The organism is Micrococcus sp. NPDC078436 (assembly GCF_040702705.1).
Lineage (GTDB): Bacteria > Actinomycetota > Actinomycetes > Actinomycetales > Micrococcaceae > Micrococcus.
This window is the reverse complement of the sequence record NZ_JBFBLX010000022.1, coordinates 1-24,137: the sequence shown is the minus strand read 5'-3', so window position 1 is coordinate 24,137 and position 24,137 is coordinate 1. Positions and strand designations below refer to the sequence as shown.

General features: G+C 72.6%; 22 protein-coding genes and 1 pseudogene. 5 read left to right on the top strand and 18 right to left on the bottom strand.

Going from position 1 to position 24,137, the window contains the following annotated elements:
- Positions 1 to 99 precede the first annotated feature (99 nt).
- Positions 100 to 1,248 (top strand): annotated as a pseudogene (locus AB0302_RS10970) (APC family permease).
- Positions 1,249 to 1,373: 125 nt separating this feature from the next.
- On the opposite strand, the gene AB0302_RS10965 reads toward AB0302_RS10970, so the two are convergent.
- The 3 genes from AB0302_RS10965 to AB0302_RS10955 form a co-directional block, all read right to left on the bottom strand.
- Positions 1,374 to 2,435 (bottom strand): hypothetical protein, encoded by a 1,062-nt coding sequence (locus AB0302_RS10965; protein ID WP_366372072.1) that lies wholly within the window; start codon positions 2,433 to 2,435, stop codon positions 1,374 to 1,376.
- A complete protein-coding gene (locus tag AB0302_RS10960; RefSeq protein ID WP_366372070.1) occupies positions 2,378 to 2,695 on the bottom strand; it encodes a hypothetical protein in 318 nt (105 codons plus the stop codon). The genes AB0302_RS10965 and AB0302_RS10960 overlap by 58 nt, the downstream gene beginning before the upstream one ends.
- 86 nt (positions 2,696 to 2,781) lie before the next feature.
- Positions 2,782 to 4,125, bottom strand: a complete 1,344-nt coding sequence (locus AB0302_RS10955; protein WP_366372068.1) for a polysaccharide biosynthesis tyrosine autokinase — start codon at positions 4,123 to 4,125, stop codon at positions 2,782 to 2,784.
- Positions 4,126 to 4,422: 297 nt separating this feature from the next.
- On the opposite strand from AB0302_RS10955, the gene AB0302_RS10950 reads away from it, so the two are divergent.
- On the top strand, positions 4,423 to 5,004 hold the full coding sequence (locus AB0302_RS10950; RefSeq protein WP_366372066.1) for a hypothetical protein: 582 nt from the start codon (positions 4,423 to 4,425) through the stop codon (positions 5,002 to 5,004).
- Positions 5,005 to 5,052: 48 nt separating this feature from the next.
- On the opposite strand, the gene galE (AB0302_RS10945) is transcribed toward AB0302_RS10950, so the two are convergent.
- From galE (AB0302_RS10945) to galE (AB0302_RS10885), 13 genes are all read right to left on the bottom strand, one after another.
- On the bottom strand, positions 5,053 to 6,102 hold the full coding sequence (galE, locus tag AB0302_RS10945; protein WP_366372064.1) for a UDP-glucose 4-epimerase GalE: 1,050 nt from the start codon (positions 6,100 to 6,102) through the stop codon (positions 5,053 to 5,055).
- 55 nt (positions 6,103 to 6,157) lie between these two features.
- Positions 6,158 to 7,249, bottom strand: a complete 1,092-nt coding sequence (tsaD, locus tag AB0302_RS10940) for a tRNA (adenosine(37)-N6)-threonylcarbamoyltransferase complex transferase subunit TsaD (protein ID WP_366372062.1) — start codon at positions 7,247 to 7,249, stop codon at positions 6,158 to 6,160.
- A 26-nt stretch (positions 7,250 to 7,275) separates the two neighbouring features.
- The gene (locus AB0302_RS10935) at positions 7,276 to 7,866 is read right to left on the bottom strand and encodes a GNAT family N-acetyltransferase (RefSeq protein WP_366372060.1); all 591 of its coding nucleotides are present in this window, start codon (positions 7,864 to 7,866) and stop codon (positions 7,276 to 7,278) included.
- Positions 7,863 to 8,534, bottom strand: a complete 672-nt coding sequence (tsaB, locus tag AB0302_RS10930) for a tRNA (adenosine(37)-N6)-threonylcarbamoyltransferase complex dimerization subunit type 1 TsaB (protein WP_366372058.1) — start codon at positions 8,532 to 8,534, stop codon at positions 7,863 to 7,865. Before tsaB ends, AB0302_RS10935 begins: the two co-directional genes overlap by 4 nt.
- 10 nt (positions 8,535 to 8,544) lie before the next feature.
- Complete coding sequence (tsaE, locus tag AB0302_RS10925) at positions 8,545 to 9,171, bottom strand: tRNA (adenosine(37)-N6)-threonylcarbamoyltransferase complex ATPase subunit type 1 TsaE (RefSeq protein WP_366372056.1); 627 nt, start codon at positions 9,169 to 9,171, stop codon at positions 8,545 to 8,547.
- A complete protein-coding gene (gene alr, locus AB0302_RS10920; protein WP_366372054.1) occupies positions 9,168 to 10,373 on the bottom strand; it encodes an alanine racemase in 1,206 nt (401 codons plus the stop codon). Before alr ends, tsaE begins: the two co-directional genes overlap by 4 nt.
- Positions 10,370 to 11,947: an NAD(P)H-hydrate dehydratase gene (locus AB0302_RS10915; RefSeq protein WP_366372052.1), complete on the bottom strand. Its 1,578-nt coding sequence runs from the start codon at positions 11,945 to 11,947 to the stop codon at positions 10,370 to 10,372. The genes alr and AB0302_RS10915 overlap by 4 nt, the downstream gene beginning before the upstream one ends.
- On the bottom strand, positions 11,944 to 12,324 hold the full coding sequence (locus AB0302_RS10910; RefSeq protein ID WP_366372050.1) for a holo-ACP synthase: 381 nt from the start codon (positions 12,322 to 12,324) through the stop codon (positions 11,944 to 11,946). The genes AB0302_RS10915 and AB0302_RS10910 overlap by 4 nt, the downstream gene beginning before the upstream one ends.
- The gene (locus AB0302_RS10905) at positions 12,321 to 13,088 is read right to left on the bottom strand and encodes a hypothetical protein (RefSeq protein ID WP_366372048.1); all 768 of its coding nucleotides are present in this window, start codon (positions 13,086 to 13,088) and stop codon (positions 12,321 to 12,323) included. Before AB0302_RS10905 ends, AB0302_RS10910 begins: the two co-directional genes overlap by 4 nt.
- A complete protein-coding gene (glgX, locus tag AB0302_RS10900; protein ID WP_366372046.1) occupies positions 13,085 to 15,217 on the bottom strand; it encodes a glycogen debranching protein GlgX in 2,133 nt (710 codons plus the stop codon). Before glgX ends, AB0302_RS10905 begins: the two co-directional genes overlap by 4 nt.
- 182 nt (positions 15,218 to 15,399) lie before the next feature.
- A complete protein-coding gene (locus AB0302_RS10895; RefSeq protein WP_366372044.1) occupies positions 15,400 to 16,635 on the bottom strand; it encodes a serine hydrolase domain-containing protein in 1,236 nt (411 codons plus the stop codon).
- 146 nt (positions 16,636 to 16,781) lie between these two features.
- Positions 16,782 to 18,653 carry a glutamine--fructose-6-phosphate transaminase (isomerizing) gene (gene glmS, locus AB0302_RS10890; RefSeq protein WP_366372042.1) on the bottom strand — a complete coding sequence of 624 codons (1,872 nt, stop codon included), beginning with the start codon at positions 18,651 to 18,653 and terminating at the stop codon, positions 16,782 to 16,784.
- A gap of 45 nt (positions 18,654 to 18,698) precedes the next feature.
- On the bottom strand, positions 18,699 to 19,742 hold the full coding sequence (gene galE, locus AB0302_RS10885; protein ID WP_319074062.1) for a UDP-glucose 4-epimerase GalE: 1,044 nt from the start codon (positions 19,740 to 19,742) through the stop codon (positions 18,699 to 18,701).
- Positions 19,743 to 19,950: 208 nt separating this feature from the next.
- Between galE (AB0302_RS10885) and coaA the strand changes: the two genes are divergently transcribed.
- Together coaA and mscL are read left to right on the top strand one after the other, a co-directional pair.
- Positions 19,951 to 20,868 carry a type I pantothenate kinase gene (gene coaA, locus AB0302_RS10880; protein WP_248116156.1) on the top strand — a complete coding sequence of 306 codons (918 nt, stop codon included), beginning with the start codon at positions 19,951 to 19,953 and terminating at the stop codon, positions 20,866 to 20,868.
- 91 nt (positions 20,869 to 20,959) lie between these two features.
- Entirely contained in the window at positions 20,960 to 21,394 is a 435-nt protein-coding gene (gene mscL, locus AB0302_RS10875; protein WP_248115953.1) for a large conductance mechanosensitive channel protein MscL, read from the top strand.
- Between the two features lie 106 nt (positions 21,395 to 21,500).
- On the opposite strand, the gene AB0302_RS10870 is transcribed toward mscL, so the two are convergent.
- Positions 21,501 to 21,680, bottom strand: a complete 180-nt coding sequence (locus tag AB0302_RS10870) for a hypothetical protein (protein ID WP_298711715.1) — start codon at positions 21,678 to 21,680, stop codon at positions 21,501 to 21,503.
- Between the two features lie 3 nt (positions 21,681 to 21,683).
- Positions 21,684 to 23,039, bottom strand: coding sequence for a phosphoglucosamine mutase (gene glmM / locus AB0302_RS10865; RefSeq protein ID WP_248115958.1), 1,356 nt, complete (start codon positions 23,037 to 23,039; stop codon positions 21,684 to 21,686).
- 167 nt (positions 23,040 to 23,206) lie between these two features.
- Between glmM and AB0302_RS10860 the strand changes: the two genes are divergently transcribed.
- Positions 23,207 to 24,004: a peptidoglycan recognition family protein gene (locus AB0302_RS10860; protein WP_366372038.1), complete on the top strand. Its 798-nt coding sequence runs from the start codon at positions 23,207 to 23,209 to the stop codon at positions 24,002 to 24,004.
- Positions 24,005 to 24,137 lie beyond the last annotated feature (133 nt).

The following is a 24,137-nucleotide window of genomic DNA, read 5'->3' as shown; positions in this document are numbered from 1 at the left end:
GGCCGATTGACGCCCGTCGAGTACGAGTTGATCATGGACCACACGCCCGCAGACCCGACGTGAAGACGCCTGTCACCTACACGTGCACCAGTCCCGTCCTTGGCCCTGGGGTACATCGGGGTCGTCGCCATGAACGCCTCGGCGGTCACCCTGATCTTCCGTGTGACCTTCCCGGGGCTCCTCTCGCACGGCAAGCTCTTCGAGGTCGCAGGGTGGGAGGTCTACCTTGCGGAGGTCCTGGTCTCGGTACTGTTCATCTGGGCCTTCGCCCTGTTGAATATGAAGGGGGTGGAGTTCACCGGGCGGTTCCAATTCTGGGCGGTCGTGACCATGCTCACCTGCATCGCCATACTTGGAGTGTCAGCCGTGTATGCCTTCCTGACGAAGGACATCGAGCTGCCGGCGGCAGTCCCCGCGGGTCACTCGCTGCTGACCAGCGTCTTCGTCATCCTCGCGATCGCGCCGTGGGCTTTCATCGGGTTCGACACCGTGCCGCAGATGGCCGGGGAATTCGGCTTCGCCCCGCGCAAGGTCGTCGGGCTGATGGTGACGGGCATCGTCACTGCAGCGGTGGTGTACATTCTCATGTCCCTGGTGACGGCGATCGCGGTGTCCTCGCGGGCCGCGGACTACAGTGACAGCGCCTGACCACCGGCAGAGGCACTCACGGACCTGTTGGGCGCCATAGCCATGGTCCTGGTGGTGGCGGCGGTCTCCGCGGGCGTGCTGACCGGAGTGAACGGGTTCATCGCGGCATCCTCGCGGGTGCTGTACACCATGGGCGAGGCCAAGATGATCCCACGGGCCTTCCGCTCGCTGTCCCGGGCCTCCGGCACCCCGGTGTTCTCCATCCTGGTCATCGCCACACTGTGCTCGTTGACCCCGTGGTTCGGCAGGGCCGCCTTGAGCTGGCTGGTGGACATGACCTCGGCCGGCATCACCGTCGCGTACTTCTTCGCCTCGATCTTCGTCATCTCCCTCGCCTCCGGCAGGATCCAGTCGGCGGAGGCGATGGCTCCCTCCGCCGGACTGAAGATCCTCGGCATGGCCGGCGCCCTGATCGCTGTCCTATTCCTCTCGTTGTTGCTCGTCCCCTCCTCTCCCGGGGCCTTGGGCACCGAGTCGCTCTTCGCCCTCATCGTCTGGGCCGTCCTGGGCGGTGCACTGCTGGGCTTGAGTTGGCCATGCTTCAGAACGACGGACATCGACGCGCTCCACCGGGAGTACACGGAGGCCGGACAGCAATGACAGGCCCCATGTGAGCCGTGCACACGGCTGCCATGGCCACCTGCAGAAAGAGGCCGGCTCGGGGAGGACATCCCCGTGCCGGCCTTGTTCCTCGCCCCGAGAGAGACGACGGCGCACTCCTACTGTCAGCGGCCCCCGTCTACAAGGGCCGACGGATCGTCGATGTCACTGACGAAGAACTTGCGCTTACCCGAAGCCAGCACCGGCATCTCGTCGACGTACTCGAAGCGGCACTCGACAACGTCACCGACCCGCTCGTCCAGGGCACCGCGCAGGGTGCGCTCGATCTCTGCCGACGGCTCTGCGTTGAGGAGCCAGGTGAACCGCCCGATGTCCTGCTGGCGCAGCTGGAACTGGCGGAGCTCGGAAATCTGCGCGGCAGGGCCCCAGATCGCCAGAGCGTGGAGCTTCCTCGGCGCCGCAGCGGTGCCTCCCACCAGCACATCCAGGCGGCGGCCGTGGAGGTCGACGATCGTGTTCCGAACGGCCTGACCCTGGTCGTCGAGCTTGAACCGCGCCATGTCACCCGTGTCGTAGCGCAGCAGAGGCATGGCCAGGTTGTGCAGATCGCTCACCACAAGGCGACCCAGCTCGCCCGCTGCGGCCGGCTCGTCGGAGTCCTCCTGGAGGATCTCCACGTGGTACGAACTGGTGTCGAACTTGTAGGCGCTCCAGTCGTCTCGGTCTGAGATGCTCATGGCTCCCATCTCCATGCTGGAGTACCGGGCATAGGCTTGGACGCCGAAGAGGCGACGTGCCGCCGCGAAGAAGTACGGGGTCGGTACTTCCGCTGCGGAGATCAGGGTGCGGACATTGCCCGGGGCGAACCGCGCGCCTTCGGCTTCGAGGGTGCGCATGACCATCTCCAGGTACGACGGGTAGCCCAGGAACATGACGTCTTTGCGCTTCTGCACCCAGGCCTTCAGCGGCGCGATGTCCGCGGGGTCGAAACGGTCCGCATGCGCTGGGTAGTGCTCACGCAGGATCTGCACCGCACGGCTCCTGGCCGAGATGCAGCCCCACTGACGCGCCCGCACGATGGGTGCGAACGGGTCGGCGCCGGCGTACGTGAGCGATGCCGCCACCCCGGCCTGGTTGCGCCGGGCACGGGAACGGTCCAGGTAGACCGTCAACGGAATGCCGGTCGACCCGGACGTCGTCCGCGACACGAGCTGGCTGCGGTCCACCCCACGCGCAGGAAATCCTCGACTCCGCTCTTGACCATCAGGTTGTCCACCACGGGCAGGTCCTCGAGGGAGGAGACCTGAGCGGAGTGGCGGGTGTAGAACGGCATGTTCCGCACGGCGTGTTCGACGATCCGGTCGATGCGTTGCCGTTCCGCGGCACCCGCCGGTTGTTCGAGAGCGGCGAGGATCTCAGACTCGATGTCGTCGAAGGTGCCCGTGGTCAGGGCTCGGGCCACCATTCTGCGCAGTGCAGACTTCATGGATGATCCTCCACTTCAAAGGGCTGGGGCGGGGCCTCCGGCATGTTGCAGGGAGCGCCGCACCCGCATGGCAAGAGGCCTGCGCCTCAGCGATAGTACTGAGAATATCCGTCGATCTGCGACACCGGAACGTCGTTGAGGACGACGCCGTAGACGGAGGCGTCGGCCGCCTCGAGGGTCGACAGCGCCTCGGTGAGCTGGTTCTGGCGCGCGACCCCCGAACGTGCCACCACGATGGCGCCGCCGGCCTGGTGGCTGAGGACTGCCGCGTCGGTCACGGGCAGCAGCGGTGGGGCATCGAGGATGACGTACTCGAAGTGCGCCTCGACGAGGGCGAGAAGTTCCGCCATGGCCTCCGACCCCAGCAACTCGGACGGATTCGGAGGAACCGTTCCGGCGGTGAGGACCGACAGGTCGTCCACGGACAGCAGCACGTCGTTGAGGTCGGCTCGGCCGGTCAGCACATCGGACAGGCCCAGTTCGTCGTCCAGGCCCAGCCTGACGCCCACCTGCGGGCGGCGCAGATCCGCATCAACCAGCAGGACCCGGGCGCCGGTCTCGGCCAGGACCTTGGCCAGATTCGTCGAGGTCTCGGTCTTGCCCTCACCCTGCACCGATGAGGTGACAACGATGGAGGAACGTCGTTCACCGCCGAGAGCGACGAAGCCCACGGCGGTGCGCAGCTTCCGATACGACTCGGCGCTGGCCCAGGCCGTGCCTCGGGCGGGAACGGCCCCGTCCTTGGCCCGGTCCGAGCCCCTGTGGCGGACCACGGAGGCCAGGACCGGCGCGTCGGTGATTTCCTCGAGGTCATCCCTTGTACGGATGCGGGAATCCAGCAGGCGTCGCACCAGCGCCTGGCCCAGCCCGAGGACGACGCCGGCGATCAATCCCAGGGCGATGTTCACCACGGGACGTGGTGACACCGGGCGGGACGACTCTGCCGCCGGCTCCACCACAGTGACGGTGACAATCTCGTCCCCGTCAGGACCGGTGGGCACGACGTCGCTGGTGACGTTCTTGAGGCTTGCCGTGATCGCGTTGGCGATCTCGGCGGCACGTCCGGCGTTCGTGTCAGTGACCGTGACATCAACGATGGAGGTACCGGCGGGAGACGACACCGAAACGCGACTCCGCAAGGCCTGTGGTGTCACGTTCAGGCCCAGTTCATCGATGACTGGGTCGAGGACGAGGGCACTGTCGGCGAGGGCGACGAAGGAGGAGACCTGCCGCTCGGCGTAAAGGGCGCCCGAGGACAACTCACCGGGTGAGGCCGCCGTGTCCACCGCGATGAGCGCCGACGATGTGGAGCTGTACTTCGGCGTCTGCAAGAACGTGAACACGAGAGCTGCTCCCACGCAAACCGACAGCACGGTCAGAATGCTGCGCCAGTACTTGCGGAAGGTCTGGAGGTACTGCTGAAGATCCATCACGTTCCCTTGGTCGACACGTCTTTTGAGGTTCGCCACGACATGGAGCAACCTATGACACCGTTCGATTCGCCGCGCCTCTTGCCCAGCGAGGACCTCACCGGTGAGACCTGGCTCGTCAATCCCGCATGTGAACTCGGCTCACCTTATCCCAGGTCCGGAGCAATGAGAGTGATCCGCGGGGCACCCTACGCCGCGATCATCCGATGAGTCGGAGGCCACACGGGTATCTTGTGTCCCAGGCCCTCCGGTGAGGAGCGTGCCCAGGCGCGTCCACGACGATAAGGAGTCAATCCGATGACACGATTCCAGTGGCAACCCGGCGGTGGAGACCGTCATGCGCTCGGGCACGAAGGCCCCTTCAAGGTCCTTTTCGTCTGCACGGCCAACATCTGTCGCTCCGCCTACGCCGATGTGACCAGCCGCGCACGCGACATCCAGGGCGTCGAGTTCGGATCGGCAGGGACACGTGCGCTCGTCGAACATCCCATCGATCCGCCCATGGCCGCAGAAGTCCACGCCGCCGGAGACCCGTCCCAGCACGTCGCACGCCAGCTCACCCGAGGCCTTCTGGAGGAGGCGCATCTCGTGCTGACCATGGGCCCAGACCACCGGCGATGGATCCTCGACGCCTGGCCCCAACACGGGCGCAAGGTGTTGCTGCTGGGCCAGGCGGCGCGCATCATGTCAGACCTGCCCGCAGACCTGGAGCGGGACCGCCTTGTCGGACACCTCTGGGCGCGTCGCTCCACCGATCCGAGCGACGAGGTGCAGGATCCATACAAGCGAGGCCCCGAGGCCATGGCGACCGCCGCACGGCAGATCGATGCGGCCATGGACGTCATCGCACCCGCGCTGGAGCACATCGCCCAGCGCTGACGCGCCCCTCTCCGAATGGCCGCGCGGCTCCGTGGGGCATCTTCCCCGTCAGGACGCGCCCCCCGCGTAGCCCGAGGGATTGGCCTGCTGCCACGCCCAGAGATCTCGCACCATGGCGTCAGTGTCACGGCTCGCCCGCCACCCCACGGTCGCGGCGATGGCGTCCACCGACGCGCATGACGCAGCGATATCGCCGGGTCTGCGGCCGACGACCTGGAACGGCACCGGGCGGCCGGTGACGCGTTCGAAAGCCTGGATCATCTCGAAGACCGTGACCCCTTCCCCGCGGCCGATGTTCCAGACCCGCACGCCGACCTCGTCCCCGGGCTGGGCGATCATCCATTCGAGGGTGGCCACGTGGGCCTCCGCCAGGTCCATCACGTGGATGAAGTCCCGCACGGCACTGCCGTCACGCGTGGCGAAGTCAGCGCCGAAGACGTTCAGCTGTTCGTACCACCCACCGGCGACTCGCGCCACGAACGGCATCAGATTGGCGGGAACGCCCTGCGGGTCCTCCCCAAGACGACCCGAGGGGTGCGCCCCGACGGGGTTGAAATAGCGCAACACGGCCACACCCATGCGACGCCCCGCCGCGTGCATGTCCCAGAGCACCTGCTCCGCCATGAGCTTGGAGTGCCCGTAGGGGGTAACCGGCGCGACAGCGGCATCCTCCCCCACTGGGACCGGCGCTTCATCCCCGTAGACCGTGGCGGAGGACGAGAAGAGGAAGGCGCGGGCACCCGCGGCGCCCGCGACCTCGGCAACGGCGGCGGTGCCGGCGACGTTCACGGTGTAATACGACGCCGGGTCGGCGAGCGACTCCGACGGTGACTTCAGTCCGGCGAAATGGACGACGGCATCGGGGCCAAACGCCAGGACGGCCGCGCGGTAGGACTCGGGCTCACGCACATCGGCACGGTGGAGCCTGAAGCGCGATCCGCCGAACTCCACACCAGCCAGCTCCGCGACACGCTCCAGGGGCACGATCGTGCTCGAGACCAGGCTGTCAAGCACCAGAACGTCGTGACCGGCGTCGAGCAGCACACTGACGGTGTGAGAACCGAGGAATCCGGCGCCGCCGGTGACAAGTACGCGCATGCGGCCGATTCTATCGGGTGACCTGAGTACCCTCGCCGTGCCCCCTCCCCCCGCTTCAGACGCTGACGACCTCGACCGGCTGTCCCGGGTCCGCGCCGAACCATGCGTCGGAGGGGGCGACGCCGTCGCGCACCAGGCGTGCACCGAGCGCGGCCACCATCGCCCCGTTGTCCGTGCACAGGTTCACGGGCGGGACGGTCAGCTCGATGCCGGCGGAGCGGCACCGGTCGGCGAGCAGGGCGCGCAGGCGCGAGTTCGCCGCGACGCCGCCGCCGAGCATCAGGTGGGTGAGCCCGTGCTCACGGCAGGCGCGGACGGCCTTGGCGGTGATCACGTCCGCGACGGCCTCCTGGAAGGAGGCGGCGATGTCCGCGCGCGGCACCTCGAGGCCGCGGGCCTCGAACTGCTCCACGGCGCGGGAGACGGCGGTCTTCAGCCCGGAGAAGGACCAGTCGTGCCGGTGCGGGCCGGGCTCCTCGGCGCTGCCGACGAACTTGCCCGCGGTGAGCCCGCGCGGGAAGCGGAAGGCCGTCGGGTCGCCCTGGGCGGCGAGCCGGTCGACCACGGGGCCCCCCGGGTAGCCCGCCCCGATGAGCCGGGCGACCTTGTCGTACGCCTCGCCGGCCGCGTCGTCGATGGTCGAGCCCAGCAGTTCGACCTCGGAGCTGATCCGACCCACGCGCAGGATCTCGGTGTGCCCGCCGGAGACGAGGAGCGCGCCCAGGTCCGCGGGCAGGTCGTCCCACTGCGCGGGCCGCACGCCGTCCAGCATGCCGACGCCCACGTGCGCCACGAGGTGGTTGATGCCGTAGAGGGGCGTGCCGAGGGCCGTGGCGAGCGCCTTCGCCCCCGCCACCCCCACCATGAGCGCGCCCGCCAGACCCGGGCCGGAGGTGACGGCGATCGCGTCGAGGTCCTCGAGGGTGACGTCGGCGGTGTCCAGGGCACGGCGGATCGTGGGCACGAGGGCCTCGAGGTGCGCGCGGGCGGCGATCTCCGGGATCACGCCGCCGAAGCGCACGTGCTCCTCCACGGAGGAGGCGACCTCGTGGGCCAGCAGGGCGGTGCCGCGGACGACGCCGACGCCGGTCTCGTCGCAGGAAGACTCGATGCCGAGGACGAGGGGGGCTGCGGTGGCGGTGGGCATGGGCTCCAGTCTAGTGAGCGGCCCGGTCACAGGGCCTTGCGCATGATCACGGCGTCCTCGCCGCCCGGGTAGTAGCGGCGGCGCACGTGCAGCTCCTCGAAGCCGTGGCGGGTGTAGAGCCGCCGGGCCGCGGCGTTGGAGGCCCGGACCTCGAGCATGAGGGCGCCGGCGCCGCGCACCGCGGCCTCCGCGGCCATCCAGCGCAGCTGGGCCGCCCCGATCCCCCGCCCCTGCGCCGCCGCGACCGTGCCCACGGTCTGCACGTCGGCGACGTCGCCGGCCACCATGATCCCGCCGTAGCCGACGATCTCCCCGGGGGCGGGGCCGTCGTCGCCTGTGACCTCTCCGGGTGCGGGCACGTCACGGACGACCACGCGGTAGTCCCGGGTGGGCGGGCGGCCGTGCACGTCGCGGCCGCCGGCGGGGCCGGTCTGGGCCAGCTCCTCCTCATAGAACCGGGGCGGCCACGCGTCCAGCGGGAACAGCACCGGCTCCAGGGCCATGACCTCGGGGATGTCCCAGACGGTCATGGGGCGCAGCAGGTGGCCGGGCGGCAGGCCGTACTCGTCCTCAGCGGGGTGCCCGTCGCCGGCTGGGGCCGGCTCAGCCGGGCTCACGCGCCCGCCCGCTTGCGGGGGCCGGGGACCTTGGCGTCGGACTCGCGCAGGTAGAGCGGCTCGGCAGGCACGAGGCCGCGACCGCGCCGCAGGGCGAGCTCGGCCACCTGCCCCACCCCGACGGCGGACGGCGTGGCCGTCTCCCAGTCCGGCACCGCGCGCAGCGCCTCGGGGTAGAGCCCGGCCCCCGCGCCGTAGACGGGCAGCGGGGTGACCTCGTCCGCCGGCGAGACGAAGGGGCCGTGCAGCAGGGTCGGCTGCCCGCCGACCTGCGCGTAGTGGGCCCAGTAGACCTCGCGGCGGCGGGCGTCCGTGGCGACCACGAACTCCTCGATCCCGTGGCGGAAGGCGTCGACGCCGGCCACGTGGGCGAGCGCGTCGAGGCTGCGGACCCCGTGCACGGGCACGTCCCACGCCAGGCCGAGGGCGGCCGCCGTCGCCAGGCCCGCGCGCAGTCCCGTGAAGGGCCCGGGGCCGACGCCGACCGCGAGCGCGTCCAGCGCGGTGCCGGTGACGCCGGCCTGGCCGAGCACGGTCTGCACCGCGGGGGCGAGCACCTCGGCGTGGGCGTGGGTGTCGTCCGTGGCCCAGCGCGCGAGCTCCTCACCGTCCCGCAGGACGGCGACGGAGGCGGCGGCGGCGGAGTCGATCGCGAGGAGCAGGGCCATGGCGGCCAGTCTACGGAAGCACGACGCCGGCCCAGCGCGGGCCGCGGCCGGTCACGATGGCCGAACGCAGCTCCTCGGCCTGGCCTCCGTCCTCGTCGGAGAAGTCGGTGACGATGCCGTCGTCGCCCTCCCCCGCCGAGGACGCGGGGGCGTCCTCACCCCCGCGGGCCCGGACGATCTCGATGTCCAGCCACGAGGCGTCCGGGTCCTCGGGGAACCCGGCGAGGGACTCGGCCATGCCCCGGCCCCACTCGACGACGGTCACGGAGCGGTCCACGCTCGCATCCAGGTCGAGGTCCGTGAGCTCCCCCGCCGAGCGCAGCCGGTACGCGTCCACGTGCACGAGGTCCGGGGTGCCCGCCGGGGCGTCGGCCGGGGCGGGGTGGACGCGGGAGAGGACGAACGTCGGCGAGACCACGCCGGAGGCCACGCCGAACCCGCTGGCCAGCCCCTGGGTGAAGGTCGTCTTGCCCGCGCCGAGGTCGCCCGTGAGGATCAGCACGTCGCCGGCGCGAAGCACCCCGGCGAGGGCGCGGCCGAACGCCCGGGTGCCGTCCGCCCCGTCGAGGGGCACGGTCGCTGTCAGCGCGGGCTCCGGCAGGGTCGGGCCGGGGGCGGGGATCTCGTGGTCGCTCATGGGCGGGCCTCCTGGGTCGGCGTGGGGTCCACGTGCGTCCGGTCCACGCGGCCTCCGATGCGGGTCACCAGCTCATAGTTGATCGTCCCGGCCGCGGCGGCCCACTCCTCCACCGGAATGCCGGAGGCCGGCCCGAACAGCTCGACGGCGTCACCGGGCGCGTCCGTGGCGTCCGGGCCGAGGTCCACCACGAACTGGTCCATCGCGATGCGGCCCACCACGGGCACGGCCCGGCCCCCGACGTGGACGCGTGCGCCCTCGGCGACGCGCGGGACGCCGTCGGCATAGCCGACGGGCACGAGCCCGAGCACGGTGGGCTCCGCCGTGATGTGGCGGAACCCGTAGGAGACGCCCTGCCCGGCGGGGACGGCCTTGACGTTGGCCAGGGCGGTGACGAGGGACATGGCCGGGCGCAGCCCGAGTTCGGCGGCGGTGACGTCCGCGAACGGGGAGAGCCCGTACAGGCCCAGGCCGACGCGCACCATGTCCAGGTGCGTGTCCGGCCGGGCGAGGGTGGCCGGGGTGTTGGCCAGGTGGCGCAGCAGCGGGCGGCCGAGCGCGGCGGCGGCCTCGGCGGCCATCCGTTCGAACCGCAGCAGCTGCGCCGTGGTCTCGGCGGCCCGGTCCGGCTCGTCCGCCACGCCGAGGTGGGAGAACACGCCCTCCACCCGCACGAGGCCCGCGGCCTCGAGCGCGGCGGCACGCGCGACGAACGCGGGCCACCGCTCGGGCGTGCAGCCGTGGCGGCCCAGGCCGGTGTCCGCCTTCAGGTGCAGGACGGCGCGGGCCTCGGGTCCGGCCCCGTCGCGGGCCCGCAGCCCGCGGACGACGTCGGCGACGGCGTCGAGGTCCCAGCCGGAGACGCCGAGGGTCACCTCCGCCTCCACCGCGGCGGCGAAGTCCGTGGCCCCGGTGTGCAGCCACGCCAGCACCGGCAGGCGCGCCCCCGCCGCCCGCAGGGCCAGGGCCTCGCGCACGTGGGCCACGCCGAGCCGGTCCGCGCCGGCGGCCGCGGCGGCGTGGGCGACGGCCACCGCGCCGTGGCCGTAGGCGTCGGCCTTCACGACGGCGGTCAGCAGCGGCCGGCTGCCGTCGGGGCGCCGGATCCGCTCTCGCAGCACGCCCACGTTGTGCCGGACGGCCGCCAGGTCGATGCGTACGGCGCGCTCCGTGTCCGCCGGGCTGACGTCGGCGCGGCTCATCGGACGGCCTCCGGCTCGGCGTCGTCCGGCCACCACACGCGCGCGGCGCGTGCGCCCAGCGCGGCCGGCAGCGTGGCCGTGGTGATCCGCCCGGCGCGGGCCTGGTCGGCCCCGGCCTGGGCATGCAGCCAGGCGGCGGCCGCCGCGAGCCGGGCCGTAGGCGCCGGGCCGGGGTCCTCGCCGGCCCGGCGCGCCCGCGAGCGCCGCGCCACGTCGGCGGCCAGGACGGCGCCGATCGTCCCGGCGAGCACGTCGCCGGTCCCGCCCATCGCGAGTTCGGGCCCGCCACCGGTCACGACCCACGCCTCGCCGTCCGGGGCGACCACGAGGGTGCGCGGGCCCTTGAGCAGGACCGTGGCGCCGTGTTCGGCCGTCCACGCGCGGAGGGCGGCGAGCGGGTCGGACGCGTCCGCGCCGTCCGCGGGGACGCGCTCGCGCAGCCGGGACCACTCCCCGGCGTGCGGCGTCAGGACCACGGGCGTGCCGGCCGCGCGTAGCGACCGCAGCTCGGCGGCGGTGACCAGGTCCAGGGCGGAGGCGTCGGCGACGAGGGCCGCCTCGGGCCGCTCCTCGAGCGCGGCGAGGACGCCGGCCCAGCGCCGCCGCGCGTCGTGCTCGGTGTCCAGACCGGGGCCGGCCACCCAGGCGTCCGCGCGGGAGGGCTCGGGTCCCTCCGCCGAGACCAGCGCCTCGGGGTGGGCGGCAAGCACCAGGTCCCGCGTGGCCTTCGGGCCGGCGTGGTGCACCATGCCCGCGCCCGCCTCCAGGGCACCGACGCTCGCGAGCACGGCGGCCCCCGGGTACCGCTCCGACCCGGCGACGACGGCCACCACTCCCCGCGTGTACTTGTGGGCGTCGACCGCGGGGGCCGGGTGGGCCGCCCGGGCGGCCGCCTCGTCCATGACGCACAGGCGCGCGGCCGGCGACGTCGGCAGGTGCGGGGCCAGCCCGATGTCCGCGACGTGCACGACGCCCGCGAGCGCGGCACCCTCACCGAGGACGAGCCCGGTCTTGAGGGCGCCGAACGTGACGGTGGCGTCCGCGCGGAGGGCCTCCCCGCGCACCTCGCCGGTGTCCGCGTCGACGCCGGAGGGCGCGTCGCAGGCCAGCACCAGCGCGTCCGCCGGCAGCGCGCGGGCGGCAGCGGGCAGCTCGAACTCGCCGGCGAAGCCTGTGCCGAGCACCCCGTCCACCACGAGCGCCGCCTCGGAGGGCACCGCGTCGGCGCAGCGCCCCCCGGCCGCCCGCAGCGCGGCCCAGCCCTCGGCGTGCCAGCGCGGGGCGCCGTCGTCGTCCCGGCGGACGGGCACGGCGACCGCGGCCACGCCGCGGCGCCGCAGGAACGCGAGCGCGAACAGGGCGTCCCCACCGTTGTTGCCGGGGCCGACGAGGGCGGCCACGGTCGCCCCGGCCACCGGGCCGCGCTCACGCAGCAGGGTGGCGGCGTGCTCGGCCAGGGCCCACGCGGCGGACCGCATCAGCTCGGGGCCACGGCCGGCGGCGAGCAGGGGCTCCTCGGCCGCGCGCACGGTCGAACCGGGCACGGCGAGGCGGGACAGGTCCTGGGCGGTCATGCGGATTCCTCCTCGGCCGCGCGACGCTCGGCGACCACGTAGGCGGTGGCGACGTCCCCGTCGTGGCTGAGGGAGAGGTGCCAGTGTGTGATGCCCTGAGCTTCGGCCTGGGCCTGGACGGTGCCGGTCAGGTGCACGGTGGGGCGGCCGTCGCCGTGGTCCGGACGCGGGATCCAGCAGTGGTGCCACATCATCCCGGGCGGTGCGCCCATGGCCTTGGCGATCGCCTCCTTGGCTGCGAAGCGCGCGGCCAGGGAGCGCAGCGGCAGGTCCCGCTCGTCCTCGGTGAACAGGCGCTCGCGCAGGGCGGGCGCCCGCTCCAGCTGCGCGCGGAACCGCGGCACGTCCACCACGTCCACGCCGATGCCGACGATCACGCCGACGTCTCCGCGAGCGCGACGCCGACCGGCCGGACGCCAGCCGTGCGCACGGCGGCTTCGACGGGCATGCCCAGGGCTCGCTTGGCGAGGTCGAGCGGCCAGCGCACCACGCCGGGCAGCTCGTCGCCGCAGCCGGGCGTGAGGCCCGCCTTGCCGTACGCGAGGACCGCGTAGGCCGCCTGTCGTGCGCGGACGCCGTCGTCGTATCCGGCGTCGAACTCGTACATGGACACCGTGCCCTCCTCCTCCGGCCAGCACCGCCGCGCGAGCAGGCGGGCGCGTTCGAGGTGTTCGCCGAAGGTGAGCACCCCCAGGTCCTGCAGGCCGAGGGCCCGCATGCGCTCGCCCGCGAACATGACCTCCCCCTGGGTGGTCACCGGATCCGGGGAGAAGCACTCCACGGTGACGCCGTGCAGGCGGGGGTCGGCCTTCGCCGGCTCTCCGCACAGCTTCTCATGGCCGTCCGGCCCGAGGTGCGCGGAGACGAACACGCGGTCGGCCACGCCCGCGCCGAGCAGGTCGAGCGCCGCGTCGTAGACCGCCGGCTGGCTGTAGAGCACGAGCAGCGCGTCCACGCGGTCGGGCCCGTCCGGGTGGGGCTCCAGGGTGCGCCGCACCGCCCCCTCCACCCCGACGGCGAGCGCGCCCGCCAGGATCAGGGCCAGCAGGGCGAGCACCCACCGGAGGGCACGGCGCCGGGCGGCCGGGGCCGCGTGCCCCGGCGCCGCCACGGGCTCCGTGTCCGTGATGCCCACGCTCACGCCCCGGCGTCCCCCGGGACCTCCCGCAGCACCATGGTGGAGCGCGGCGGCAGCTCGACCAGCTCGCCGGCGCGCACGATCGGATGGGTGCCCTGGGGCGCCACGTGCGAGGACGTGTCCAGGACGATCTCCCAGGCCGCGGGGAACGTGGGGCCGGGCAGGGTGTACGGCACCGGCTCCCACCACGCGTTCATCAGCACGTAGAAGTCCCGGTAGGGCTCCTCCTCCCCGTCTCGGCGCGGCAGCGCATGGCCGTTGAGGTAGAACCCGATCGAGCGGGCCTCGTTGCCCCAGTCGTCCTCCGTCTTGGGCGAGGCGTCCGGCTCGAGCCACACGATGTCCGGCAGGGGCGCGTCCACGTCGCGGGCGGCGGGGCGGCCGTCGAAGTGCTGGCGTCGGCGGAACACCGCGTGCTCACAGCGCAGCCGGATGAGCGTGCGCGTGAACTCCACGAGGTTCGCGTCCACCGTGGACCAGTCGATCCAGGCGATCTCGTTGTCCTGGCAGTAGGCGTTGTTGTTGCCGCCCTGCGTCCGGCCGAGCTCGTCGCCGTGGCTGATCATCGGCACGCCCTGGCTGAGCAGGAGCGTGGCGAGGAAGTTGCGCTGCTGCCGGGCACGGAGGGTGAGGACCTCCGGATCGTCCGTCTGCCCCTCGACGCCACAGTTCCAGGAGCGGTTGTGCGAGTCGCCGTCCTTGTTGTCCTCGCCGTTGGCGGCGTTGTGCTTCTCGTTGTAGGAGACGAGGTCGCGCAGGGTGAAGCCGTCGTGCGCGGTGACGAAGTTCACGGACGCGCCGGGGCTGCGGCCGTCGCCCTCGTACAGGTCCGCTGAGCCGGTGAGGCGGGTGGCGAACTCGCCGAGGGTGCCCGGCTCACCGCGCCAGAAGTCGCGCACCGTGTCCCGGTACATGCCGTTCCACTCGCTCCAGATGCCGGGGAAGTTGCCCACCTGGTAGCCGCCCCACCCCACGTCCCAGGGCTCGGCGATGAGCTTGACCATGCGCAGCACCGGGTCCTGGCGCACCACGTCGAAGAAGCCGGAGAACATGTCCGGGCCCTTCTCCCCCTCCACGCGGGTGAGGGTGGTGGCGAGGTCGAACCGGAAGCCGTCCACGTGCATCTCGGTCACCCAGTACCGCAGCGAGTCCATGACGAGCTGGAGGGCCTTGGGGCTGGAGAGGTCCACCGAGTTCCCCGTGCCCGTGTAGTCCATGTAGTGGCGCTCGTCGCCCTCCACGAGGTGGTAGTACCCGGCGTTGTCGAAGCCGCGCAGGGAGAGCATGGGGCCCTTGTCGTTGCCCTCGGCGGTGTGGTTGTAGACCACGTCCAGGATGACCTCGAGGCCGGCCGCGTGGAGGTCCTTGACCATCTGCTTGAACTCGCGCACCTGGCCGCCGAGGTCGTCTGCCGCCGCGTAGGCGGCGTGCGGGGCGAAGAACCCGATCGTGTTGTAGCCCCAGTAGTTGTCCAGCCCCTTCTCCTGGAGCGTCGCGTCGTTGACGAACTGGTGCACCGGCATGAGCTCGACCGCGGTCACGCCCAGGTGCGTCAGGTGCCCGACCACGGCGGGGTGGGCCATGCCGGCGTAGGTGCCGCGCAGCTCCTCCGGCACGTCCGGGTGCAGCCGGCTCATGCCCTTCACGTGCGTCTCGTAGACCACGGTGTCCGCGAGCTCGGTGTGCGGCGGGGCGTCCTCGCCCCAGTCGAAGTCGTCGGCCACCACCACGCCGAGCATGGTCGAACCCAGGTTGTCGGTGGTGTCCATGCGGTCCGGCTCGTCGAAGTCGTACGAGTGGTGCTGCTGGCCCCACGCGTACTCGCCCGTGAAGGCGCGCGCGTAGGGGTCCACCAGGACCTTGGCGGGGTTGTGCCACAGCCCGCGGGCAGGCTCCCAGGGACCGCGCACCCGGTACCCGTAGCGCTGGCCCGGGCCGACGTCGGCCACGTGCACGTGCCATGTGGTGTCGTGGCGCTCCTCGATCGGGATGCGCTCCTCCGTGCCGTCCTCCCCCACGAGGCACAGCTCCACGGCCTCGACCTCCCGGCCGACGGCGATGGCGAAGTTGGTGCCGGTGTCGTCCACCGTGGCCCCGAGGGGGTACGGCTGGCCGATGTCCACTGTGCGCATGTCTCTCCGAGGTCAGGCAGGGCGCGCCGGAGCCGACGCGCATCGTCAGCGAGTCTACTGGGCGGTCCGCAGACCCTCGCGGTGGCGAAGGTCTGCCCCGCCGCCGGGTCCGGACGGCGGACGGCCCCGGCGCACCCTCCCGTGGGGGTGCGCCAGGACCGGGCGGGCTGCCCGCCGGTGCGTCAGCCGATGCGCAGGCGTCCGGCGGCGGCGCCGTGGGCGGCACGGGCCTGGGCCTCGGCGTCGACGCCCCGGGGCAGGGCGAAGGCGGCGCGCAGGACGGCCGTCTGGCGTTCCCACACCTGGGCGGCTCCCTCCGCCCAGTACGGGCGGCCGACGAACGTGAACGCCATCGCGCGCGAGCCGTCGCGGCTGGCCAGCGCGAGGGACGCGGAGCCGAACCCGCCGCCGTCGTGCCCGTACAGCGTGCCGCCGGGCACCGCCGGGTCCGGCATCTGGAAGATCCCGTACCCGTAGCCGTACGGGGCGGCCGCTCCGACGGGGGTGATCATGGCGTCCACCGACGACTGGCTGACGAGGCGGCCCTGCAGGAGCGCCTGGTAGAAGCGGACGACGTCGCCCGCCGTCGCGATGACCGCGGCCGCTCCCGCGAAGACCGACTGGTCGATGACCTCGAGGCGCATCGTCTCGGCGGGACGCACCGCGGCGTCCTCCATCTCGGCGCCGCGCACGAGCGTGCCCTCCTCGAGGCGGGCGCGGTGCATGCCCGCGGGGCGGAACACGCGCTCGCGGATCAGGCGGGAGAGCGGGCGGCCCGTGACGGCCTCCACCATCAGCTGTGCCACCACGTACCCGGTGTTGGAATAGCCCCAGTCGGTCCCGGGCTCGAACCACCAGCCGTCCTGCTTCGCCAGCTCCACGAGCTCCAGCGTCGTGTAGGGGCGGGAGACGACGTCGCGGACGTGCGTGAGCGGCAGGTCCCACAGGCCCAGGTGCTCCATGATCACCCAGACGGCATCCGGCATGCCCGAGGTGTGGTTGAGCAGCTGGCCCAGGGTGACCTCCTCGCGGCCCGGCCACAGGCCGGGGACGACCTCCCCGATCGTGGAGTCGAGGCGCAGGGTGCCGCGCTCGATCTCCTGGAACGCGAGTGTCGCGGTCATGGCCTTGGTGACGCTGGCGACGCGGGCGACCGACTGGGGGCGGGCCGGCGCCGGGGTGGCCGCGGAGCGCCGACCGGCGGCGAGCTCGAGGCGGCCGGCCGGGGAGGCCACGGCGCACACGGCGCCGACGACGGGCCACGCGACCAGGGCGTCCAGCGAGCGCTGGAGGATGTCGGCGTCCGCCCCGGCGGTCCGGGGCGCGGCGAGGGCAGACTCGGCCAGCGCGGCGGGAAGGGCGAGGCCGGCCAGGCCGGCGGCGAGCCCCTGCGTGACGGTGCGGCGGGACGGATGCATGGGTGGGCCTCCTCGAGGTCGGGGTCACCGATGTGTGACCGAGATCACCCTAGCGGCTCCTGCGCCGCGGCGCCCTCCACGACGGCCGCGGGCCGGGTCCCCGTGGGAGACCCGGCCCGCCGCTGCGCGCCTGACGGCGCGGAAGCTCACTCCACCGTGACGGACTTCGCCAGGTTGCGCGGCTGGTCCACGTCGTAGCCCTTCGCCGAGGCGAGCTCGAGCGCGAAGATCTGCAGGGGCACGGTGGTGAGGAGCGGCATCAGCATCGGCTGGGTCTCCGGAACCTCGATGACGACCTCGGCCTGCGAGCGCACCGCGGCGTCGCCCCGCTCGGCCACCGCGAAGGTACGGGCCCCGCGGGCGCGGACCTCCTGGATGTTGGAGACCACCTTGGCGTGCAGGGAGTGGCGGTCCATCGGGGAGGGCATGACCACGAACACCGGCTGGCCCTCGTCGATCAGCGCGATCGGCCCGTGCTTGAGCTCGCCGGCGGCGAAGCCCTCCGCGTGGATGTACGCGAGCTCCTTGAGCTTCAACGCGCCCTCCATGGCCACGGGGTAGCCGACGTTGCGGCCGAGGAACAGCACGGAGGTGGCGTCCGCCATCGAGCGGGCGAGCTCCTTGACCTGGTCCGCGTTCTCGAGGATCTCGCCGATCTTCGCGGGGATGTCGGCGAGGTCCGCCATGATGTCGCTGATCTGGCCGCTGAAGAGCTTCTTGTTCAGCTGCGCGAGGTAGAGGCCGAGGAGGTAGGCCGCCGTGATCTGGGCGAGGAACGCCTTCGTGGAGGCCACGGCGATCTCGGGGCCGGCGTGCGTGTACAGCACGGCGTCGGACTCGCGCGGGATGGTGGAGCCGTTGGTGTTGCAGATGGACACCGTGCGGGCGCCCTGCTCCTTCGCGTACCGGACGGCCATGAGCGTGTCCATGGTCTCGCCGGACTGGGAGATGGAGACCACGAGCGTGCCGTCGTCGATGATGGGGTCCCGGTAGCGGAACTCGTGGGAGAGCTCCACCTCCACCGGGATGCGGCACCAGTGCTCGATCGCGTACTTGGCCACCATCCCGGCGTAGGCCGAGGTGCCGCACGCGAGCACGATGATCTTGGTGATGCTGCGCAGCTCCTCGGGCTCGATCCGCAGCTCGTCCAGCACGAGCGCGCCCGAGGCGTCCGTGCGGCCCAGCAGGGTGTCCTGCACGGCCTGCGGCTGGTCGTGGATCTCCTTCTCCATGAAGGTGGCGAAGCCGCCCTTCTCCGCGGCGGAGGCGTCCCAGTCCACGGAGAACGCCTTGCCCTGCGCGGGCGCGCCCGCGAAGTCGGTGATCTCGACGGCGTCGGCGGTGATGGTCACCACCTGGTCCTGCTCGAGCTCGATGGCGTTCCGCGTGAAGTCGATGAAGCCCGAGACGTCCGAGCCGAGGAAGTTCTCCCCCTCGCCCACGCCCACCACGAGCGGGGAGTTGCGGCGGGAGGCGACCACGCGGTCCGGGTGGTCCACGTGGACGGCCAGCAGGGTGAAGGCGCCCTCGAGGCGCTGGGAGGCCATCTGCATGGAGCGGGTCAGGTCGCCCTCGCCCGCGGTGCGGTAGACGTCCGCGAGCAGATGGGCGGCCACCTCGGTGTCCGTCTCGGATAGGAAGGTGACGCCCTTCGCCAGGAGCTCCTCGCGGAGCTCGGCGTAGTTCTCGATGATGCCGTTGTGGATCATGGCCAGACGGCCCTCGTCCGCGACCTGCGGGTGCGCGTTGACGTCCGTGGGGCCGCCGTGGGTGGCCCAGCGCGTATGGCCGATGCCCACCTGCGCCGCGGGCACCGGGTGCGCCTCGAGCTCGGCGGCCAGGTTGGCCAGCTTGCCCGCCTTCTTGCGGTGGTACAGCTCGCCGTCCGCCACGACGGCGACGCCGGCGGAGTCGTATCCGCGGTATTCGAGACGGCGCAGGCCCTCCATGAGGACCTCGAGGGCGCCGTGGTCCCGAGTGGTGGAGGGGTGGCCGATGTATCCGACGATTCCGCACATGCGGATGAGGATACCGGCCGCGGCCCCGGGCGCGCGCCACCGCGCTCAGGACTCGCGGTAGCCGTGGGGGTTGGCCTCCTGCCAGGCCCACATGTCCCGGACCATCGCCTCGACACTGCGCCGGGCGCGCCAGCCGACCTCCCCGCCGATCGCGTCGACGGCCGCGCGGGACTCCCCGATGTCCCCCGCGCGGCGGCCCACGACCCGGTACGGGACGGCGCGGCCGGTGACGGCCTCGACGGCGCGGACCATCTCGAACACCGTGACGCCCTCCCCGCGCCCGATGTTCCAGACCTTCACGGCCGGCGCGTCCCGCGTGTGCTCCGTCATCCACTCGAGGGCGGCCACGTGGGCCTCGGCGAGGTCCATCACGTGGATGAAGTCGCGGATGGCGCTGCCGTCCCGCGTGGCGAAGTCCGCCCCGAACACCTGCAGCTCGGGACACTGCCCGGTGGCCACGCGCGCCACGAACGGCATGAGGTTGGCGGGCGTGCCCTGCGGATCCTCCCCCAGGCGGCCGGACGGGTGGGCGCCCACAGGGTTGAAGTAGCGCAGCACCGCCACGGAGAGCGCGGGCACGGACCCGTGGACGTCGCGCAGGACCTGCTCGGCCATCAGCTTGGAGTGGCCGTACGGGTTCACGGGCGCGGTGGGCGCGTCCTCGGCGACGGGCACGGGGGCGTCGTCGCCGTAGACCGTGGCGGAGGAGGAGAAGAGCAGGACACGCGCGCCGGCCTCGGCGGCCACGCGCGCGACCTGTGCGGTCCCGGCCACGTTGACGCTGTAGTAGGCGGCAGGCTCCCGCATCGACTCCGTCGGCGACTTCAGGCCCGCGAAGTGCACGACGCCGTCCGGCGCGTAGCGCACCACCGCGTCGGCGTAGTGCTCGGGACGGCAGACGTCCGCCTGGAGCAGGTCGAGGCGGGGGCCGCCGAGCTCGACGCCGCACACCTCGGCGGCCCGCTCGAGGGCTGCCCGGGACGAGCTGACGAGGCTGTCCAGCACCAGGACGTCATGGCCGGCGTCGAGCAGGGTGGTCACCGTGTGTGACCCGAGGTAGCCGGCACCACCGGTCACGAGAACGCGCATGGGTCCGATCCTAGCGGCGGCGGTTCGGGGCCCGGAGGCGCGCCGCAGGGGGCCCGGGACGCGCCACGGAACGGCGGGCTCCGACCCGCCGCAGGGCGACCGTCATAATGGTGCGGTGACGGACACCGACGCGCTCCCCGCGAGCCCTGCCCTCCCGGCCCGGCCCCGCGAGCCCGCCCGGGCGGCCGACCACCACCGCTCTCCCTTCGTGGAGCTCGAGCGGCAGACCTGGTCCCGCCTCGCCGCGGAGATGGCCCAGCCCTTCGACCAGGCGGACGTGGAGCGGCTGCGCGGCATCGGCGACACCCTCTCCCTCACCGAGGTCGCCGAGGTGTACCTCCCCCTCTCCCGGCTCCTGGGCATCAACGTCGAGGCGTCCGGTGCACTGCGCAGCGCGACCAATGCCTTCCTGGGCGAGCACACCGGCCGGACCCCCTACGTGATCGGCGTGGCGGGCTCGGTGGCCGTGGGCAAGTCGACCACCGCGCGCGTGCTCCAGGAGATGCTGCGCCGCTGGCCCACCACCCCCCGCGTGGAGCTCATCACCACGGACGGCTTCCTCCATCCGAACGCCGTCCTCGCCGAACGCGGGCTCATGAAGCGCAAGGGCTTCCCGGAGTCCTACGACCGGCGCGCCCTGCTCCGCTTCATGGCCGACGTGAAGTCCGGGGCGGAGGAGGTGCGTGCGCCCGTGTACTCGCACATGACCTACGACATCGTCCCCGGCGAGGAGCAGGCGGTGCACCGCCCGGACGTGCTGATCGTGGAGGGCCTGAACGTGCTCGCCCCGCCACGCACCCGCACCGACGGCACGGCCGGCCTCAGCGTCTCCGACTTCTTCGACTTCTCCGTGTACGTGGACGCCCGTGCCGACTGGATCCGCCGCTGGTACATCGAGCGCTTCATGGACCTGCGCTCGGGCGCCTTCCGCGATCCGCGCAGCTACTTCCACCGCTACGCCCACCTCTCCGACGCCGAGGCGCAGGCCACCGCGGAGCACATCTGGGACACCATCAACGGGCCCAACCTCCAGCAGAACGTGCATCCCACCCGGGGGCGGGCGCGACTCGTGCTCACCAAGAACGAGCGGCACGAGGTCACGCGGGTCCTGCTGCGCAAGGTCTGACGCCCGCCTCGTGGCCGGACCCTCGTCGCCCCGGCCCGGCCGAGCCCCGGACACGGTCGGCGCCGGCCTCGAATGGCCATAGACTTGCCCCATGCTTCAAGGATTCAAGGAATTCATCCTCAAGGGGAACGTCATCGACCTCGCCGTGGCCGTCGTCATCGGCGCCGCCTTCAGCAAGGTGATCAACGCGGTCGTGGAGAACGTGCTCATGCCGTTCATCTCCGGGCTCGTGAAGGCGCCGGACTTCGACCAGTTCGGCGTCGTGATGCTCAACGGCAACGCCATCCAGTTCGGCGTCCTCCTCACCGCGATCGTCAACTTCCTGCTCATCGCCGCGGCGGTCTACTTCGTGATCGTCCTGCCGATGAACGCCATGATCGAGCGCCGTAACCGGCGCCTCGGCATCACCCCGAAGGACGAGGAGGTGCCGGAGGACGTCGCGCTGCTCTCCGAGATCCGCGACCTGCTGGCCGCCCAGCGCGGCGGCGCCGCGGGCACCGTCACCGGGACCGACCCCCGCCTCTGAGCCTCCCGGCTCCCCGACCCCGACGGGCCCCGGACACCTCCCCAACGGAGGCGTCCGGGGCCCGTCCTGTCACGGGGCTCACCCGCCGGGGGCACGGGGCCGCCCCCTACGGTGCGGTGGCCGCGCCGCCGGTCCCCGCGTCCAGGCACGGCAGCCATTCGAGCGCCACGCCGCGGCCGCACACCGGGGCGTCCACGGCCGCGTAGGCCACGCCCCACAGCAGCGCCAGCCCGGCCGTCAGCGCGCCGAGCAGCACCGCCCTGCGAGGCGGCTGGTCCGGGCGCACGGGTCAGGCGTGGAGCGCGAGCTCGCGCTGCACGACGGCGGCCAGGGACTCGGCCTCGCCGCGGGCGGTGTCCTCGTCCGGGGCCTCCACCATCACGCGCACCACCGGCTCCGTTCCGGACGGGCGCAGCAGCACCCGCCCCGTCTCCCCGAGGCGCGCCTCGGCCTCGGCCACGGCGGCCTGCACGGCCTCGTCCGTCCCGGCGCGGGCCTTGTCCACACCGCGCACGTTCACGAGCACCTGCGGGAGGCGCTGCATCACGCCGGCGAGCTCGGAGAGCGGGGTGCCGGTCTGGGCCACGCGGGAGGCGAGCTGCAGGCCGGTCAGCACGCCGTCGCCCGTGGTGGCGTGGTCCGCGAAGATCACGTGACCGGACTGCTCGCCGCCCAGCGAGTAGTCCCCCAGCTTCATGCCGGCCAGGACGTAGCGGTCGCCGACCTGGGTCTCCACCAGCTGGACCCCCTCGCGGCCCATGGCCAGCTTGAGGCCGAGGTTGGACATGACGGTGACCACGAGGGTGTCGTCGCGCAGGGCGCCGCGGTCCTTCAGGGCCAGCGCCATGACGCCCATGATCTGGTCGCCGTCCACGACCTCGCCGTGCTCGTCCACCGCGAGGCAGCGGTCGGCGTCGCCGTCGTGGGCGATGCCCAGGTCCGCGCCGTGCTCCTTGACCGCCGCCTGGAGCATCTCCAGGTGCGTCGAGCCGCAGCCCTCGTTGATGTTCAGCCCGTCTGGGGAGGCGCCGATGACGACCACCTGCGCGCCGGCGGCGCGGAACGCCTCCGGTGAGCAGCCGGCGGCCGCGCCGTGGGCGCAGTCCAGCACCACGGTGAGGCCGTCCAGGCGGTGGGGCAGGGACTGGAGGAGGTGGAGGACATAGCGGTCCTCGGCGTCGGAGAAGACGCGCACGCGGCCCACGTCCGCACCCGTGGGGCGCAGCGGGTCGGCGCCCTCCAGGTGCTGGATGATCTCGTCCTCCTGCCCGTCGGTGAGCTTCTGGCCACCGCGGGCGAGGAACTTGATGCCGTTGTCCGGCGCAGGGTTGTGGGAGGCGGAGATCATCACGCCGAAGTCCGCGCCCAGGTCCGCCACGAGGAACGCGGCCGCCGGCGTGGGCAGCACGCCCGCGTCCCAGACGTCCACGCCGGACGAGGCGAGGCCGGCCACCACGGCCGCGCCGATGAACTGGCCGCTGATCCGCGGGTCCCGCGCGACGACGGCCACGGGCCGCCTGCCCGCCTCGAGGGCCTCGGCCCCGAGCACGGGGGCGGCCGCCTGGGCCAGCTGGAGGGACAGCTCCACAGTGAGGGTCTCGTTGGCCAGGCCACGGACGCCATCGGTTCCGAACAATCTCGACATGATCAGTGAGTCTACGAGCTTGAGTGGCCCGGAGCACCACCCCCGGGGTCTCGAGCGCGCCGCGCGGCCGGTACCATCGAGCCGGTGGGCCCGCGCCCGTGCACCCGTCCGGCTCCCGGACGTGCGGCCCCGCGGCCCCCCGCCGCCCCGACACGAAGGACCCCTCCATGGCCGATCTCCCCGAGACCACCCCACGACGACGCTGGCCGCGCCGCGCCGTCCTGGGCGGCACCGGCATCGCGCTCGCCTCCGCCGCCGTCGCCTGCGGATCCGGCGACGAGGCCCCCGAGGCGTCCGCCTCCGCCGGCGGCGACGACCGCCCCCGCCTGCCCGCGCCGGAGATCCTCACGACGGACGACTGGGGCGCGGTCACGCCCGCCAACTACCTCCAGACCCTCTACGAGCGCCCCTCGTACCTCGTCATCCACCACACGACGACGCCGAACACCTCCGACGGGTCCCGCCAGGCCGCCATGGACCTCGCCCGCATGGTGCAGAAGGGCCACATCGCCCAGGGCTGGGGCGACTCCGGCCAGCAGTTCACGTTGTCCCGCGGCGGCTTCCCCATGGAGGCCCGGCACGGCTCCCGCCACGCCCTCGAGGGCGGGGAGACCTTCATGCTGGGCATCCACGCCCTCGGCTTCAACGCCTACGCCCTGGGCATCGAGTGCGAGGGCTTCTACATGGTGAATCCGCCGCCGCAGAGCCTCTACGCGGGGCTCGTGCGGCTCTCCGCCTACATCTGCCAGCAGTACGAGATGCCGCCCTCGCGCATCATCGGCCACCGCGACGTGGTGGCCACCAGCTGCTGCGGCGACGCGTTCTACGCGAAGCTCCCGATCCTGCGCGAGGACGTGCGCGCCTCCCTGGAGGCCGGCGAGTACCGCATCAGCGAGGGGTTCGGGGCGGACAACCTCCTCGACGACGCCCACGTCAACGCGGAGTGGGTCAAGCGCAACCCCTGAGCATCCGCACCGCCGACGACGGCGCCCCACCCGAGCGGGTGAACTGCTCCCCGGAAGTTGGACTCCGAAAATGAGTCCGACCATCCGGGGAGCAGTTCCATGCCAGCACCGTCTTCACTGACCCACGAGCAAC

Excerpts from the sequence above, each read along its gene's own strand:
- tsaD (WP_366372062.1), bottom strand. The coding sequence starts at position 7,249 with ATGCCCACCGCCACCGCAGCCCCCCTCGTCCTCGGCATCGAGTCTTCC.
- AB0302_RS10895 (WP_366372044.1), bottom strand. The coding sequence starts at position 16,635 with ATGCATCCGTCCCGCCGCACCGTCACGCAGGGGCTCGCCGCCGGCCTG.
- alr (WP_366372054.1), bottom strand. The coding sequence starts at position 10,373 with ATGAGCCGCGCCGACGTCAGCCCGGCGGACACGGAGCGCGCCGTACGC.
- galE (WP_366372064.1), bottom strand. The coding sequence starts at position 6,102 with ATGCGCGTACTTGTCACCGGCGGCGCCGGATTCCTCGGTTCTCACACC.
- galE (WP_319074062.1), bottom strand. The coding sequence starts at position 19,742 with ATGCGCGTTCTCGTGACCGGTGGTGCCGGCTACCTCGGGTCACACACG.
- AB0302_RS10915 (WP_366372052.1), bottom strand. The coding sequence starts at position 11,947 with ATGACCGCCCAGGACCTGTCCCGCCTCGCCGTGCCCGGTTCGACCGTG.
- glmM (WP_248115958.1), bottom strand. The coding sequence starts at position 23,039 with ATGTCGAGATTGTTCGGAACCGATGGCGTCCGTGGCCTGGCCAACGAG.
- tsaB (WP_366372058.1), bottom strand. The coding sequence starts at position 8,534 with ATGGCCCTGCTCCTCGCGATCGACTCCGCCGCCGCCGCCTCCGTCGCC.
- mscL (WP_248115953.1), top strand. The coding sequence starts at position 20,960 with ATGCTTCAAGGATTCAAGGAATTCATCCTCAAGGGGAACGTCATCGAC.
- tsaE (WP_366372056.1), bottom strand. The coding sequence starts at position 9,171 with ATGAGCGACCACGAGATCCCCGCCCCCGGCCCGACCCTGCCGGAGCCC.
- glgX (WP_366372046.1), bottom strand. The coding sequence starts at position 15,217 with ATGCGCACAGTGGACATCGGCCAGCCGTACCCCCTCGGGGCCACGGTG.
- glmS (WP_366372042.1), bottom strand. The coding sequence starts at position 18,653 with ATGTGCGGAATCGTCGGATACATCGGCCACCCCTCCACCACTCGGGAC.
- AB0302_RS10955 (WP_366372068.1), bottom strand. The coding sequence starts at position 4,125 with ATGGATCTTCAGCAGTACCTCCAGACCTTCCGCAAGTACTGGCGCAGC.
- AB0302_RS10960 (WP_366372070.1), bottom strand. The coding sequence starts at position 2,695 with ATGAAGTCTGCACTGCGCAGAATGGTGGCCCGAGCCCTGACCACGGGC.
- AB0302_RS10950 (WP_366372066.1), top strand. The coding sequence starts at position 4,423 with ATGACACGATTCCAGTGGCAACCCGGCGGTGGAGACCGTCATGCGCTC.
- AB0302_RS10860 (WP_366372038.1), top strand. The coding sequence starts at position 23,207 with ATGGCCGATCTCCCCGAGACCACCCCACGACGACGCTGGCCGCGCCGC.